Origin of the sequence: Herbaspirillum sp. WGmk3 (assembly GCF_023952535.1) — a bacterium.
Classification (GTDB): domain Bacteria; phylum Pseudomonadota; class Gammaproteobacteria; order Burkholderiales; family Burkholderiaceae_D; genus Herbaspirillum; species Herbaspirillum huttiense.
Map to the genome: position 1 here is coordinate 1,278,446 of NZ_JAKYWT010000002.1, position 15,221 is coordinate 1,293,666.

The 15,221-nt window shown below is 63.9% G+C and carries 15 protein-coding genes; 3 read left to right on the plus strand and 12 right to left on the minus strand.

Going from position 1 to position 15,221, the window contains the following annotated elements; genetic code table 11:
* Nucleotides 1–39: 39 nt before the first annotated feature.
* The 3 genes from MKD49_RS11690 to MKD49_RS11700 all read right to left on the minus strand — a co-directional run bounded on the left by MKD49_RS11690 (nucleotide 40) and on the right by MKD49_RS11700 (nucleotide 3,467).
* On the minus strand, nucleotides 40–753 hold the full coding sequence (locus MKD49_RS11690; protein WP_252696343.1) for an ABC transporter permease: 714 nt from the start codon (nucleotides 751–753) through the stop codon (nucleotides 40–42).
* A 604-nt stretch (nucleotides 754–1,357) separates the two neighbouring features.
* On the minus strand, nucleotides 1,358–2,074 hold the full coding sequence (locus tag MKD49_RS11695) for a DUF4197 domain-containing protein (protein ID WP_252696344.1): 717 nt from the start codon (nucleotides 2,072–2,074) through the stop codon (nucleotides 1,358–1,360).
* 58 nt (nucleotides 2,075–2,132) lie between these two features.
* On the minus strand, nucleotides 2,133–3,467 hold the full coding sequence (locus MKD49_RS11700; RefSeq protein ID WP_051156462.1) for an MFS transporter: 1,335 nt from the start codon (nucleotides 3,465–3,467) through the stop codon (nucleotides 2,133–2,135).
* Between the two features lie 346 nt (nucleotides 3,468–3,813).
* Here MKD49_RS11700 and MKD49_RS11705 point away from each other — a divergent pair, with 346 nt between their 5' ends.
* Complete coding sequence (locus MKD49_RS11705; protein ID WP_134135054.1) at nucleotides 3,814–4,221, plus strand: TM2 domain-containing protein; 408 nt, start codon at nucleotides 3,814–3,816, stop codon at nucleotides 4,219–4,221.
* Nucleotides 4,222–4,249: 28 nt separating this feature from the next.
* On the opposite strand, the gene MKD49_RS11710 is transcribed toward MKD49_RS11705, so the two are convergent.
* The 9 genes from MKD49_RS11710 to MKD49_RS11750 form a co-directional block, all read right to left on the minus strand.
* Nucleotides 4,250–4,426 carry a DUF1289 domain-containing protein gene (locus MKD49_RS11710; RefSeq protein ID WP_088754304.1) on the minus strand — a complete coding sequence of 59 codons (177 nt, stop codon included), beginning with the start codon at nucleotides 4,424–4,426 and terminating at the stop codon, nucleotides 4,250–4,252.
* Between the two features lie 282 nt (nucleotides 4,427–4,708).
* Nucleotides 4,709–6,085, minus strand: a complete 1,377-nt coding sequence (locus tag MKD49_RS11715; protein ID WP_134135052.1) for a hemolysin family protein — start codon at nucleotides 6,083–6,085, stop codon at nucleotides 4,709–4,711.
* A 149-nt stretch (nucleotides 6,086–6,234) separates the two neighbouring features.
* Nucleotides 6,235–7,740 (minus strand): sulfite reductase flavoprotein subunit alpha, encoded by a 1,506-nt coding sequence (locus MKD49_RS11720; protein WP_252696345.1) that lies wholly within the window; start codon nucleotides 7,738–7,740, stop codon nucleotides 6,235–6,237.
* An 8-nt stretch (nucleotides 7,741–7,748) separates the two neighbouring features.
* Nucleotides 7,749–8,756 (minus strand): FAD:protein FMN transferase, encoded by a 1,008-nt coding sequence (locus MKD49_RS11725; protein WP_252696346.1) that lies wholly within the window; start codon nucleotides 8,754–8,756, stop codon nucleotides 7,749–7,751.
* An 85-nt stretch (nucleotides 8,757–8,841) separates the two neighbouring features.
* Entirely contained in the window at nucleotides 8,842–9,672 is an 831-nt protein-coding gene (locus tag MKD49_RS11730) for a DUF4198 domain-containing protein (protein ID WP_134135048.1), read from the minus strand.
* A gap of 53 nt (nucleotides 9,673–9,725) precedes the next feature.
* Complete coding sequence (locus MKD49_RS11735; protein WP_252696347.1) at nucleotides 9,726–10,271, minus strand: DUF2271 domain-containing protein; 546 nt, start codon at nucleotides 10,269–10,271, stop codon at nucleotides 9,726–9,728.
* A 73-nt stretch (nucleotides 10,272–10,344) separates the two neighbouring features.
* Entirely contained in the window at nucleotides 10,345–11,013 is a 669-nt protein-coding gene (locus tag MKD49_RS11740) for a PepSY-associated TM helix domain-containing protein (protein WP_204725269.1), read from the minus strand.
* A gap of 153 nt (nucleotides 11,014–11,166) precedes the next feature.
* Nucleotides 11,167–12,111 (minus strand): alpha/beta hydrolase, encoded by a 945-nt coding sequence (locus tag MKD49_RS11745; RefSeq protein WP_252696348.1) that lies wholly within the window; start codon nucleotides 12,109–12,111, stop codon nucleotides 11,167–11,169.
* Complete coding sequence (locus tag MKD49_RS11750) at nucleotides 12,111–14,210, minus strand: TonB-dependent receptor domain-containing protein (protein WP_252696349.1); 2,100 nt, start codon at nucleotides 14,208–14,210, stop codon at nucleotides 12,111–12,113. The genes MKD49_RS11745 and MKD49_RS11750 overlap by 1 nt, the downstream gene beginning before the upstream one ends.
* Here MKD49_RS11750 and MKD49_RS11755 point away from each other — a divergent pair.
* Both MKD49_RS11755 and MKD49_RS11760 read left to right on the plus strand, forming a co-directional pair.
* Complete coding sequence (locus tag MKD49_RS11755; RefSeq protein WP_166675051.1) at nucleotides 14,209–14,346, plus strand: hypothetical protein; 138 nt, start codon at nucleotides 14,209–14,211, stop codon at nucleotides 14,344–14,346. The two genes, MKD49_RS11750 and MKD49_RS11755, sit on opposite strands and share 2 nt — an antisense overlap.
* A 129-nt stretch (nucleotides 14,347–14,475) precedes the next feature.
* Nucleotides 14,476–15,219, plus strand: a complete 744-nt coding sequence (locus MKD49_RS11760) for a response regulator (protein ID WP_121039046.1) — start codon at nucleotides 14,476–14,478, stop codon at nucleotides 15,217–15,219.
* Nucleotides 15,220–15,221 lie beyond the last annotated feature (2 nt).

Here is a 15,221-nt window from a genome sequence, read left to right on the forward strand (position 1 = left end):
GACGTGCGGTCGTTCTTGTGATGGGAATGAGCTGCCGGATCAGGTGCGCAGCCCGCGACGCGCCAGGTAGAAACCCGACAGCGAGGTCACCAGGGCATCCAGCACCAGCGCCAGCAAGGCGGTGGCGGCAGCGCCCAGCAGCAGCTGGCCGTGATTGTTCAGATAGATGCCGGGGAAGATCAGGCCGCCGAGGCTCTCGCCGCCGATCAGCATCGACAGCGGTGCGGTACCGACGTTGATCGCCAGCGAAGTACGCACGCCACCGACGATGATCGGCAGCGCATTGGGCAACTCCACGCGGAACAGGATCTGGTGCGGCTTCATGCCGATGCCGCGAGCGGCTTCCTTCATGGCGGCCGGCACGTTCTTCAACCCCTCGTAGGTGTTGCGCACGATGGGCAGCAACGAAGCCAGCCACAAGGCCAGGATGGTCGGGCCATTGCCGATGCCGAAGGCAGCCAATGCCAGCGCCAGCACGGCGATGGAGGGGATGGTGTTGCCGATGTTGAAGATCTGGATGAACTTCTCTGCACTGCGTTGCGCGCCCGGGCGGGACAGCGCGATACCGGCCGGAATGCCGGTGGCCAGGGCCAGCACCATCGAACTGAAGACCAGTTCCAGATGCTTGCCGGTGTAGTAGACCAGGTCACCGCGATACTTCCGGATGACGTCCGGACCGATCCACCAGACCAGGCCTGCAATAACCAGCGCAAAACCGAACGCGCCGGCGAAGACGTGACGAACACGTGTCATGTTACCCCCTGTTGGTATAGCCGACACGACATGACGCCGCGACGACGGGTTTCTGGGATCAAGTTGTATAGGGTTCGCTTGCCCGTTGGGCGTATCGTTTGGATGCGAACCGAAAGCTGCAAGGGCAGCGATGAAACCGAAGCGATGAAGCCAGCCTCGGCATAGTGCACACCGGACAGGGATGGGAACGGTTCACCGTGGAGAACGGGAGGGCGTTCGCGCTGCCAGCCGGAAATTCGGACAACCCGCACACTGCGGATCGGACACTGCTAAGAGTCGTTGTTGAACAAGTGATTTCGGGAGCAAGATGCCGCGAAAGAACGATAGTTTAAAGCAATCGCTTAATGCTGTCCAGCAATGTAGCAATGTGAATCGATAACTTACAGATCTGAAGCACTTTTAAAAGTTCCCAACGGCGGTCAATATGCCGTTAAAAGTGGTCATCCTGAAAACCGCCAGCGCGGCGCTATCCCTTGCCCCATGCGGCTCCCGCCGAGCTTGACTGATGAGCAACATGGGGCAAAAAAATGCCGGACCTCTTTGCGAGGCCGGCGAAAAATTTTTCAGAAGCGCGGCAGGAGGTCGCCGCGTCGGTGCTGCGCTGTCAGCGCATGGCGCCGAACACCTTGCCCAGAATGGCGCTGCCGGTCCCGACCGGATCCTTGCGGATGGCTTTTTCTTCCTCGCCGATCATCAGGAACAAGCCATCCAGGGCACGCTGGGTAACGTAGCCTTCCACGGTGCTCTGCTCGGCGCTCACCAGCCCGGATTTGGCGACCTGGCCCATGACGGCGTTGTAGCGCCCTGAGAGGCCGTTCTTGTCGGTGATCTGCTTGACGATGGGCAGGAACTTCACGGCCAGCTCGCCCGAGGTTTTCTGGCGGAAGAAATCGGTCACGGAGGTATCGCCACCGGCCAGGATGTTCTTGGCATCGCTCACCGACATCGACTTGACGGCATTGACCAGCAGCGGCTTGGCCATCGGCACGGCGGCCTCGGCGGCGTGGTTCATGTCGGCCACCAGGCCATCGACCTGGCCGCCCATGCCGGTCATGCGCAGCAGCGGCATGGCCTGCTCCAGGGCACCGGGCAGCTGGATCTTGACCTTGTCGTTGCCGAGGAAGCCGTTGGGCCGGCCCAGGTTGGCCACGGCGGTATTGGCGCCCTTCTCCAGCGCGGCTTTCAGGCCGGCGGTGGCGTCCTGGTTGCTCAGGTCGGACAGCGAAAAGGCCAGGGCACCGCAGCTGGCCAGCAAGAGACTGGCCGCCAGCGTGCGGCGCAGTGCGGAAACGGGGGAAACGGGAATACGGGAAAAGGACATGCGCGACTCCAGAGTTCAGGATGCCGGGATGATAGCAGCCCGGCATGACGGCACCAGCTCACTTGCCGCGCGAGAGCTCCAGCCCGGCGTTGTGCGGCAGCTTGCCGCTGATCGGCACCGAGGCCACCGAGAACAGGCCGATGACCAGGAAGGCCGGCCAGAAATCGGCCTCGACGATGCTCGCATGCCCTTGCAGATGATTCGACAATTGCAGCACGATGCCCGCCACCGTCACGCCCAGGCCCAGCGACAGCTGCTGGATCACGCTGGCCAGGCTGGTGACGCGGCCGGCGTCGCGGCTGTCGATGTCGGCATAGGCGATCGAATTGAGGCAGGTGAACTGCAGCGCCGGGAACACCCCGCCCATCAGCACGATGGTGACGATGAGCAGATAAGGCGTATGCATGCTGAAGATGCCGTAAGCCGCCAGCGCGATGCCGGCGAACACGGCATTGACCATCAGCACGGTGCGGAAGCCATAGCGGCGCAGCACCCGGCTGGCCAGCAGACGGATGAAGAGCGAACCGAAGGCCGAGGCACAGGTGATGCTGCCGGCCTGGAAGGCGGTCATGCCCAGCCCTTCCTGCAAGGCCAGCGGCAACAGGAACGGCACCGCCCCCAAGCCGATGCGGAACAGCGAGCCGCCCACCACGCTGGCATGCAGCGTGGGGATGCGCAGCAGGCGGAAATCCAGCAGCGGATACGGGATCTGGGTGGAATGACGGTAATACATCACCAGCGCAATGGCGCCGATGGAACACATGGCCACCGGCGTAGCGCCGTCGACCAGCTGGCTGCCGAACAGCGACAGGCCCAGCATGATCATGGCCGCGCCCACCGAGGTGAGTACAAAACCCTTCACATCCAGCGGGGCCGGATTGTCTTCCTTGAAGTTCTGGATGAAGCGCTTGGCCAGATACAGGCCCAGGAAACAGAACGGGATATTGATCAGGAACACCCAGCGCCAATGGAAGTAGGTCGTGAGAAAGCCGCCCAGCAGCGGCCCGACCACCGGTCCCAGGAGCGCCGGCAAGGTGAGATAGCTGACCGCCTTGACCAGTTCGGACTTGTCGACCGAACGCGCGATGATGACCCGCCCCACCGGCACCATCATGGCCCCGCCGATGCCCTGCAGGAAGCGCGCCGCCACGAAGGTCACCAGCGAGCCGGAGACGGCGCACAGGATGGAGCCGGTCATGAAGACGATCATGGCCCAGCTGAACACCTTGCGCGCGCCCAGCTTGTCGGCCATCCAGCCGGAGATCGGGATGAACACGCCCAGCGCCGCGACATAGGCGGTCATGGCCAGTTTCAGGGTGATCGGGTCTTGATGGAGATCGCGCGCGAGCGCGGGGAGCGAGGTGGCCAGCACGGTGGCGTCCATGTTTTCCATGAACAGCGCACAGCCGACAATGAGCGGAATGAGCAGCGAGGGTCGCACGGTAGGCAACGGGGCAACAGAGCGGGTGACAGTGGCGGAATTCCAGGGAGGCTCTTCGTTGCACGGCCTCCTGAAGAGTCATAGTTTAACCCAGCTGGCCTTTTCTTGCGGGCAAGCCGTCGGATCGCCGCAACGATGTGAAGACTTTGGCAGACAGTCGGCCGCCATCGGACACACCGCTTCACTCTGCGCAAAGGGCACTTTCAGGATGAGCCCATGTCACAATGCAGCACGGCGGATCGTGCGAAACAATCTTCATATCACGCTATAACCTGCCCCACCCTCATTTGGAGCCTGGATGAACAACAACATCAACAACACCCACAGCAAAACCCTGGGCTATCTGCTCTGGATCTTCGGATTTCTCGGCGCGCACCGCTTCTACTACGGCAAACCCGTCACCGGCACGATCTGGTTCTTCACGCTGGGCCTGTTTGGCATTGGCTGGATCGTCGACCTGTTCCTGATCCCCTCGATGGATCGCGAAGCCGACCGCCGTTTCGTGGCCGGCGAGGTCAACTATTCGGTGGCCTGGCTGCTGCTGACGTTCCTGGGCATCTTCGGCGCGCACCGCCTGTACATCGGCAAGTGGATCAGCGGTATCGTCTATTTCTTCACCGGCGGCTTCTTCCTGCTGGGCGTGCTGTACGACTTCTGGACGCTCAACGCCCAGATCTCCGAACGCAACCACGGCGCACGCGCCTGAACCCTGCCGGCGGCCCTTCCCGGCCGCCCTACTTCTTTTTCAATGCCTTCATGCGCTTGGCGGCCAGCTCCACGGTGTGGAGCTGCTCCTTGCGCTTCATCGATTTCCAGTCCTTGATTTCATCCCGGGTGCGGCCGCAGCCGGTACAGACTTCGTGCTTGAGCTTGCACAGCGAGACACAGGGGCTCTTGACGTCTTTTGCCACTTGCGGATTCCACTTCATTCATATTCAGACAGTCCTGACTGTACTGCAATGCCGGAAAGCCTGCTGACGCCCTGCCCCATGAAAAAGGCCCGCATCCTTGCGAATGCGGGCCAGCCCACGACTACCTCTGCTACGGTTACTACAGTGCTACAGGTACTACAGCCGCCTGCTTTCCCCGAGTACCAGTCTTTCAAGCAAGCGACTGGACGGGAGTATCCCGGTTTACGGCGTTCATGGGCATAGGAAAAGTCTGAAAAAACGAGATCAAGTTGTGCCGGACTGCTATTCCGTTTTGCCGGACTGACTTGTCTTATCGGATTTGTCCGATTTGTCCGTTTTATCTGCCTTGTCCGATTTTTCTCCCTTGTCCTGCTTGAAGCGGGTCACCAGCAACTGGTTGATGCGATTGCCTTCGATATCCACCACCTCGAACTTGAAATCGGAGAAGAGCACGAAATCGGTCTTCTTCGGAATCTTGCGCAGCATGTACATGATGAAGCCCGACAAGGTCTCATAGCCGACCGGGTTGGGATACTCGTCGATGTCCAGTTCGTTCATGACATCGTTCAAGGGCGTCAGGCCATCCATGAGCCAGGAGTTCTCGTCACGGCGCACGATCTGCTGCTCTTCCTCGGTGATGGCCAGCAGATTGCCCATGAGCACGCCGGTCACGTCGGTGATGCTGATGATGCCGACCACCAATGCATATTCGTTCACCACGATGGCCAGGTCTTCATCCATGGCCTTCATGCGTTCCAGCACTTCCCACAGATTCAGTGAGTCCGGGATGGACAGCGGCGTATGCACCAGACCCTTGTCGGCCAGCGAGAACTGTTCACCCTTGAGCAGGCGCTTGAGCACATCCTTGCTGTCGATGTAGCCCAGCACCGCATCGATATGCCCATCGCAGACCAGGAAGCGCGAATGCGGGTGATCGATGATCTTCTGGCGGATCATGTCTTCGCTGTCGGTCAGCAGGAAGTAGACGATGCTGTCGCGCGGCGTCATGGCCGAGGGCACGTAGCGGCTTTCCAGCTCGAACACGTTCTCGATCAGGTGATGCTCCTGCGTCAGCAGCACACCAGCCTGCGCGCCCGCATCGACCATGGCGTGAATCTCGCTGGGCGTGATGACGTCCTGGCGCACCTGCGGCAAACCAAACAGCGTGAAGATCCACTTCGACAGACTGTTGAAGAACCACACCAGCGGCCTGAAGAGCGTTTCCAGCAGCAGCATGGGCTGCACCAGCGCCACCGCGGCGCGCTCGGGCGCGGCCATGGCCAGGCGCTTGGGCATGAGGTCGGCAAAGAGGATGAAGAAGGCCGTCACCACCAGGAAGGACATGGCAAAGCTGATGTTCTCCAGCAGCGGGCCGACGTAGAAGGTGCTGACGATCTCGCGCATGTGCGGCGTGAGCGCCGGCTCGCCGACCACACCACCGAGGATGGCCACGGCGTTCAGGCCGATCTGCACCACCGTGAAGAAATTGCCCGGCTGGGCTTGCAGCGAGAGGACCCGGTCGGCGTTGTGCACGCCCTCCTTGGACATCATCTCAAGACGGATCTTGCGCGAGGCGGCAATGGAGATCTCGGCGCAGGAAAGAAAGGCGCTGACCACGACCAGGAGCAGGATCAGCAGCAGACTGGTGAATATGCTCATGTTGTTCATGTTGTTCTTATCTCATTGATTTGACGTGACATTCTCTCGCGCAACGGGGAGAAAAAGCAAATTCACGCCAATCAAGGACAGAGTGAAGCCTCCTGCCGGCCGGGCAGCAGGGTCCTCCAACACAAACTTCGCTCACTGCTTCAATACACGTCGCGCCGGTAACGCCCCTGTTCCGCCAGCGCCTGCAGGGCGTCCTCACCCAGAATCTCCTGCAGGGCCAGTGCCACGCCCCCTGCCATGCCCTGCAGGCTGCCGCAGACGTAGAGGCTGGCCCCCTCCTCCACCCATTGCCGCAGGACATCGGCGGCTGCGCGCAGCTTGTCCTGCACATAGACGCGTTCGGCCTGATCGCGCGAGAAGGCCAGGTCCAGCCGTTGCAGCCAGCCCTGGGCCTGCCACTCCTGCAGCTCCTGCTGATGGAAGAAATCGTGCTGACGCGAGCGCTCGCCGAACAGCAGCCAGTTGCGCCGCTGACCCGCCGCCACGCGCTCGCGCAGATGCGCCCGCAGGCCGGCCAGCCCGGTGCCGTTGCCGATCAGGATCAGCGGGCGATCATCGCCGGGGCCATGGAAACTGCGGTTGCTGCGCACGCGCAGGGCGATCTCCTGCCCCGGCTGCGCATGCAGCCCCAGCCAGCCGGAACCCAGCCCGGCGCGCCCATCGGGCAGGCGCATCAGGCGCACCATCAGTTCGAGAGCGCCATCGGCGGGCAGTGAAGCAATCGAATAAGCGCGATGCGGCAGCGCTGGCAAAGCGGCCAGCAATTCCTCATCGGGCAAGCTGCGCAATGCGGCGAGCTGGTCAGCCTCATGCGGCAGCAGGCGCGTGGCCAGCGCTGCGCGCAGGGAATCGTCCTGGCGGCCAATCGCTTGCAGGAAGGCATCAACAGCAGCTCCGCTGTTGTGCGGGCCGATCTCGGCGATATCCCCAGCCTGCCATTGCGGGGATGGCAAATCCAGCGGCGTGAGGCTCAGGTGAAACACCGGTTCCCCCGCGCTGCCCGGATTGAGCACGTGCCGCCCAGCCAGACGCCAGCGGCCATAGGCCGGTGCGCTCCAGTCGGCTTCATCGCTATGGCCACTCAGGACACCCAGTTGATGCTGCCAATGCCGCAACGCGCCCTCATCCCCGTTGTCCACCTCGATGGCATCGAACAGCGGCTGCGCATGGCGGCGGCACAGCCAGGCGTGCAGCGCGTGGCCGAAGGCGCAGTATTGCTGATAGCTGCGGTCGCCCAGGGCCAGCACCCCGAAACGCAGGTCCGGCAATGCGGCACTGTCGCTGCTGCCCAGTTGGCGGGCCAGTGCGGATGCGTCATCGGGGGCATCGCCTTCACCGGTGGTGCTGGCCACGAACAGGGCCAGGCGCGTGGCCTGCAAGTCGGCATCGGTCAACTGTCCGGCAGGCAGCACGCGCACCACCAGGCCACCTGAGCGCAAACTTTGCGCGGTCTGCCAGGCCAGTTGCTCGGCTGTACCGGTCTGGCTGGCAAAGACGACCAGTACGGTTTGCGGGCCAGTGGCCTGTACAGTGCCCCACTGGGCCAGCTGCAACTGCTGCGCGCGGCGATGCCGGAGCAAGGTCATCACGCAGAACACCAAGTAAGTCAGCGCCACCAGCGCGGCCATCAGGTATCGGGTCTGCATGGCGTCGCTCACTGCAGCATGGCGGCCAGGGCCGGGGTGAGGCTCTCACGGAAGCCATCGGCTTCGCGGGTGATGAAAAGAGCGGCAATCCCGCGTTCGCGGGCAAAGGACAGTCCGGCTTCCTCGCCCAGTACAGTCAACACGGTCGCCAGGGCATCGGCCACCATGCATTGCCGGTGCAGTACCGTGACAGACGCCAGTGCACTGCGCACAGGTGTACCGGTACGGGGATCGATGGTGTGGGCGTAGCGCAGGCCGTCGTGATCGACATAGCGGCGATAATCGCCCGAGGTGGCGATGGCCAGGCCGTGCAAGGCCACCACCATGCCGGCGCTGTCATCCGCAGGCGGGCGTTCCAGCGCCACCCACCAGGGCTGGCCATCGGCCTTGACGCCCTCCCCCACCAGTTCGCCGCCGACCTCCGCCAGCCAGCTCACGCAACCGCAATCGCGCAATGCCTGCGCGACCAGATCCACCGCATATCCCTTGGCGATCCCGGAAAAATCCAGATGCACGCCGCCCGCCTGCTGTACCTTGCGCTGCGCACGGTCGAACACGAGACGCTGCCAGCCGCAACGCTGGCGGGTCGATTCAAGCAAAGTCGGGTCTGGCAGGCGCAATGCGTCCCGCTGCACGCTGCCCGCACCGAAGCCCCACAAGTCCACCAGCGGACCGACCGTGGGATCGAAGGCACCGGCGCTGTCCACGGCCATGGTGAGCGCGGCATCCAGCACGGTGAAAAAGTCCTCCGGCAAGACATGCCAGCTACCCGCAGGCGCGCGGTTGAAACGGCTGATGAGGGAATCGGCTTCCCAGGTACTCATCTCGTCGATGACCCGCTGCAGCCGGGCCGCGATGGCCGTTGCGATCGTCTCCTGCGTGATGCTGCGCGGGGCCAGCGCCTGCACGCTCCAGGTGGTGCCCATGGTCTGCCCGGACAGGCGCTGGAGCGCCACATCAGGCGGCAGGAGGGACGGGGCTTGCAGGTCGACGGGGATCAGGACGCGGTGGGACATCATCATCATCTTCAGCAATGAAAACGGCACCTGCAATGCAGGTGCCATCGGGGTCAATCAAATGCAATCGAACGCAATCAAGCGATCAGGGCAGCACTTCGATGGTGGCGATGTAGGTGGCACGACGTTGCGTGGCCTGCGGCAGCGAGGTCTTCTGGTCGGAGACGCTGGCTTCCATCCAGTACATGCCCGGGCCGGTCCACTTCACACTGAACTTGCCGTCGGCATCGGTCTTGAGCTTGCTGTCCAGCAGCTTGTCGCGATAGCGGATGCCGCCGGGTACCAGTTCCACTTCCACATCCGACGCCGGCTTGCCATCGAGCAGCAGCTGGAAAGTCGCGGTGTCGCCCGCCACCAGGTCGGTGGGATGGGTCACCGGTTGCAGCTCCAGGCCCACGCCGGTCGGGGCCAGCGCGCCCTTGCTCGGCTTGCCGGCGGTGACGAAGGTTTCCACGCGGCTGTTCATCTGGGTCACCTTCAGATCGGTGGCATTGGCCGGGATTTCCTTGGCCAGGGTCTCGGCGGTGCCGCGCCAGCGCTTCTGCTGTCCATCCACCTTGTAGCTGGCGAAGACGCCATTGTTGACCACGGCAATCTTGTAGGTGCCGGGCTGGCTCAGTTGCACATCGAAAGTGCTGCGGTACTTGCCGGTGGCGGCGTTGACCGCTTGCACCGGCTTGCCTTCGGGGCCGGTCACGACCAGGCCGTCCAGGCGCAACGGGAAGTGTTCGAAGTAGAACAGGTCATTGGAAACGGCGGCGTCCACCGTGACCCAGGCTTCATTGCCCGACAGGACGGTGGCCGAGGGCAGCAGCCACTGGCGGTGTGCGTGGGCCGACAGCGGCAGGCTGATGGCCAGGGCCAGGGCGGCGATCTTCATGGAGCGGCCGGCGAAATGCTTGAGGGAAAACGACATGGCAGGTTCCTTGTTCTGGTTGATCTTGTTGGGGAGTCAGAGATGGCAAGCCATCAGGGCTTCAGTTCCAGGGCCACGGCACCCAGCTCGCTGCTGCCTTGGGCCTTGGCGCTCTGGGCGGCCTTGGGCGGCCACTGGAACGGCACCTTGACCAGCTCGCGGCCGCCGACTTCACGCGCGGCTTCCACCATCAGCACATACTCGCCGGGAGCGAGATTGGCGAGCGGTCCCTTGCCGGAGCCGAAATTGAGTTTCTGTTCACCCGGTGCACGGGTCGCACCGCTGACGCCATCGATGGGCATCTGCTGCTCACGCCCGCTGCGACGCCACCATTGGCGCATGTCCTTCAACCACTTCTCGCCTTCCTTGTCCTTTTTCTTCACGTCGTACCACACCGCCAGGTTGGCGGCCACGCTCTGGTCGGCGCGTTCGATCCAGGCGGCAAGATAGGGCCGGTGATATTCGGCCACGTTCAGGGTCGGGATTTCAATTTTGACGTTCATCTCCGCTGCGCCGGCCGGGGCGGCAGCGGCAAACAGCGCCGCCATGGCCAGGGCCAGGGCAGTCGGTTTCAACAGGGCGGACTTGCTACGCTTCATGGGACCTCGCTAAGAAAACAGGATGACTGGCTGCAAGCCGCAAGGGCCTGTCTGGCTAAGGGAAACGACGAATTCAGTGAATGAAGACCAGCGCCAGCAGCAAGGGCGCTACCAGCCCCAGCGCCACCAGCGGCCAGGTAGCCGGGCGCTTGCCGGCATGCATCTGCAGCAGGAACAGGCCGGTGATGCAGAACACCAGGCAAGCCACCGCAAACACATCGATGAACCAGCTCCAGGCCGCGCCCGTATTGCGGCCCTTGTGCAGGTCATTGAAATAGGAAATCCAGCCACGGTCGGTCTTCTCATACTCGACCTGGCCATCCTCCAGCGCCACGCGCAGCCAGGCATCCCCGCCCGGCCGCGGCAGCGCCACGTAGACTTCATCGGCCGACCATTCGGCGCTCTGCTGGTCCACCGTCACCGCCAGTTCACGGCCGACCCAGTCGCGCACGGCGGGCGGCAGCGCGGCCTTGCTGCTGCCTTTGGCATCGGCCGCTTCGGCCTGCTGGCGCAGCGGGGCCAGCAGGGATTCGGGCAGCGTGGCCTTGCGATGGGTGACCTGCGGCTTGGCCTCGATCTGCGCCGCGTGATTGAGCGTGAGACCGGTGGCGGCGAACACCAGCATGGCCACCAGGCAGATGCCGGAACTGATCCAGTGCCATTGGTGCAGATGCTTGAGCCAGAAGGCGCGGCGTTTCTGGTCGGCAACGACAGGCAGGGAATGGGCGGCAGCGGGCTTCATGAGACGGCAGCGGAATCGGGAAGGAGGAGCAGGACGAGGACCCTCGGATCTCGCACCAAATAATAATAATTCTCAATTATATCTGGACTCATCCATGCCTCGCTAGCCGCCCGGCGCACTTTTACTTTGCGATACATGAGGATACAAACTCCATCAGGGAGCCAGCCCCGCCGCGATACGCAGCGCCGGTGCCAGCGAGGCCGGCAGCATGGGGCCGTGGGCCAGTCCCGGAAAACTTTGCCACTGCACCGCCAGGCCGTGCCGGTCGCGCAGACGGCCGGCCAGTTCCGGCAAGGCCTGCGGCGGGATGGCTGCGCGCGCGGCCAGCATGGCGCGGGTACGTGCATCGTCCGCCTCTGCGGGCATGCGCTCGCGCCGTTCTGCCTCCCCCGCCATCAGCCACAGCCGGGCACCGGGCGCTCCCGGAAAACCCCGCTCTTCCTGCAGGATCACCCCGCCCTGCCACCACAGCGAGGGACTGGCCGCGATATAGCGGCCGAACAGGCCGGGCCGGGTGAACAAGGTGTGCAGCACGAACAGGCCGCCATAGGAGTGGCCCCACAGGCTCAGTTGCGTGGCGTCCAGTGCCACCTGCTGGCGCACCTGGGGCAGGATGCGATCCTGCAGCAGATCCAGGAATACCGTCGCGCCACCGCCCCGTCGTCCGCGCGAGGTTTCCTCATCGACCTGACCGGCAGGGATGGGCGGCGTGTAGTCATACGCGCGGGCAGCCACGTCGAAGCGCAGCGCCGTGTCGTAGCCCACGGCCACGATGACCGGTGGCGAGCCCTCCTGCAAGGCCTGCAACTGCGGCTCGTCGATGGCCGCCAGCGCCGCATTGCCATCGAGCAGCACGATGGCCGGATAGCCCTGCCGCGGTGGCGGACGCAGCGGCACGCCCAAGGTGATGCGGTAGCTGCGCTGACCATCCACGGAATGCAGCGTGAAGCGACTGAAGCGATACCAGGCCGAGCCCGTGTCAGCGATGGTGGGGCCCAGCGGACGCGACAGATCTGGCTGGGCCGTCGCCCGGATGGGCAGGCAGGCGAGCATCGCCGCCCCCAGGATACGCCGGCGGCCCGGCAGCAGCGGCGCCATCAGAAGCGCTGGGTCAGGCTGACCCACAGGCGGCGGCCGTCGCCGACGGTGTTGAAGCTCTGCTCGTCCAGGCGCTTGTCGGTCAGGTTGTAGATGGCCGCGCTCACCGAGGTGCGCTGGTTGATCGCATGCGTCACGCCCAGATCGGCCAGCGTATAGGCCTGGTACTCCTTCACGCCCGAGGACGAGATGGTGGTCCCGGCCGTGCCCACGCGCGCGGCGGCGTTGACTTCCTTGCCGTGGTAGTTCAGCGCGGTCCACACCGTCCAGGCATCGGCCGGGGTCCAGTCCGCGCGCAGGTTGAACATGTGGCGCGGCGTGCGGGCCAGCGCATAGCCATCGTAGCTGCCGCCCTTCTGGCGCGAATCGGTGAAGGTGTAATTCGTCTTGAAAGCCAGGCTGCGCGTGGCCTGCCAGCGACCGCTCAGCTCCAGGCCCTTGATGGTGGCGCGATCCACGTTGTAGCTGGTCCAGAGACGGTAATTGTTGTTGGCCGACCAGCGGGCGATGGAGCCATCGGCGTTGTAGACCAGGGCATTGCTGACCTTGTCCTTGAAGTCGGTGTAGAACAGCGTGGCACCGCCGGAGAGGCCGGCATGGTTGTCCCACAGGGCGCCCAGCTCCCAGCTGGTGCTGGTTTCCGGTTTGAGGTTGGGGTCGCCGATGATGACGCCGCAGGTGCCGGTGGGACCGACGGTGCAGCCGGCACCACCGGTCGTGTAGGCGTAGCCCGGCGCGATGGTACGAATGTCCGGTGCCTTGAAGCCGCGCGAGACCCCGCCCTTGATGGTGAGCTGCTCGCTGCCATGCCACACCGCGTAGAGGCGCGGGCTCCAGTGGTTGCCGTAGACCTGGTGGTTGTCCAGGCGCAAGCCGCCGGTCAGGGCCAGGCGCTCGGTAAGTTTCCACTCATCCTCCACGAACAGCGCCTTCTGGGCAATGCGGAATTCCTGCACGCGGGTACTGCTCACGCCGGGATTGACGTCGGTGAGCGTGGCCTCGTTCCACTGCCCGCCCAGCACCATCCAGTGCGCACCCAGCGGCACGGACAGCTTGCCGTCCAGCACCAGGTTCTCGATCTTTGGCGCGCGCGCGGCCATGGTGTAGCGATCGCTGCCCACCGGACTCTCGGTATAAGTTTTGCGTTGCGCCTTCTCGTAGGCGATCGAGACATCCGACGTAGCCCAGCCGTAGCGGCCCGTATGCGACAGTGCCATGTGGTCGCGCGGGTTTTCGGTATAGCTGTCGGCGGTGGTACGGGTCGCGGCCAGCGTGTGATCGCTGGAGGCATCGCGGCGCACCTGGGATGTGCCGATCTCGGCCAGGATGTCGTGATTCTTGTTGGGCGTGAGCGCCAGGCGCGCGGTGAAATCAGTATCGAGCGCCTTGGTATTGCCGTTGAGAATGCGGTCTTCCTGGCGCTTGTAGACCTTGCCCCACAGTTGCAGGCCCAGGACATCGCTGGCGATCGGACCGTTGACGTAGAACTGGCCCTGATAGGCGTCGCCCGAGTCGCCGTGCTGCTGCAGCGTGGTGTCTACGCTCAGCGAGCCGCCCCATTGCCGCGCCACTTTCTTGGTGATGATGTTGATGACGCCCCCCATGGCATCGGAGCCATACAGTGAAGACATCGGTCCGCGTACTACCTCGATGCGCTCGATGGCCTCCAGCGGCGGAATGTAGGACTGCTCGAAGCCGGAATTGCCATTGGTCCGCGCATCGCGCGTGCTCTGACGCTTGCCGTCCACCAGGATAAGCGTATAGGCACCAGGCAGGCCACGAATGAAGATGTCCTTCTCGCTGGCCGTACCGGTGATGGTGACGCCCTCGACATCACGCAGGGCATCGGTGAGATCGCGGAAAGGACGCTTCTTCAGTTCCTCCTGGCTGATGACGGTGATGCTGGCCGGTGCGTCCACCACCTCCTGTTCGAAGCCGGTGGCGGTGACCACCACTTCCTTCAGGCCAGCCCCGGCATCCTGCGCCACGGCCAGGCCGCAACCGGAGACGTACAAGACCAGCGCCGCCGCTACCGCCTGCGTCATGCGCGTAACGGACAGCGCGCCAGGCGCAGGAAGGTGATGGTGCGGATGATGCATGATGAATTCCCCTGTGGTGATGACGAGCCAGGGTCCGGGCGCAAGTCCGCCCCTGCAGGCGGCGACGGCAGCCCGCATCGACGCGGATGCATGGGAAGGCGAACGGGACCGGCACGGCCCGGACAATGGCGATTGATTTGCGAATGAGAATTATATTCATTTAAAATTGGCAAAAGTTTGTCAAATTGTGGCAAGCCGCACGGTGCGTGCGACCCATCCGGGCGCATTGCGCGCACCGCCGTCATCGAGGGGAAGGAACAAGAACATGCACGCGCAACGTCACGTCCTGGTGGTGGACGATCATGCGGACATCAGCGAGCCGCTGGCGGCCTACCTGCGCCGGCAGGACATGCAGGTCAGCCTGGCCGCCAATGCGGCGGAGGCACGGGCGTTGCTGCAGGCGCAGGCATTCGACCTGGTGGTGCTGGATGTGATGATGCCGGGCGAGGACGGTCTTTCGCTGTGCCAGAGCATCAGCCAGCAGCATGGCACGCCGGTGATCCTGCTCACTGCGCTGGCGGCCAGCAGCGACCGCATCCGTGGCCTGGAGACCGGTGCCGACGATTACGTGGTGAAACCCTTCGATCCCCATGAGTTGCTGGCCCGCATCCGCAGCGTATTGCGCCGGGTGGCACGACAGTTGCCGGTCCCGGCCAAAGCGGCCAGTACCGGCACGGTGCAGCGCTATGTCTTCGACACCTGGACACTTGATGTGCAACGGCGCGAACTGCGCGACCGCGACGGCACCCTCGTGACCCTGTCCAGCGTGGAATATCGCCTGCTGCGGGCGCTGGTGGAGCATCCCAACACGGTCCTGTCGCGCGACCGCCTGCTGGACCTGACCGCCGGCAGCGACGCACTGGCCTTTGACCGCAGCATCGACAGCCAGGTCAGCCGTCTGCGCAAGAAACTCGAACCCGATCCGCGCAAGCCCGGCCTGCTCAAGACGGTCTGGGGCAACGGCTACCTGCTGGCCGCGCACGTGAGTGCCGACCCGGCCACGCCATGAGG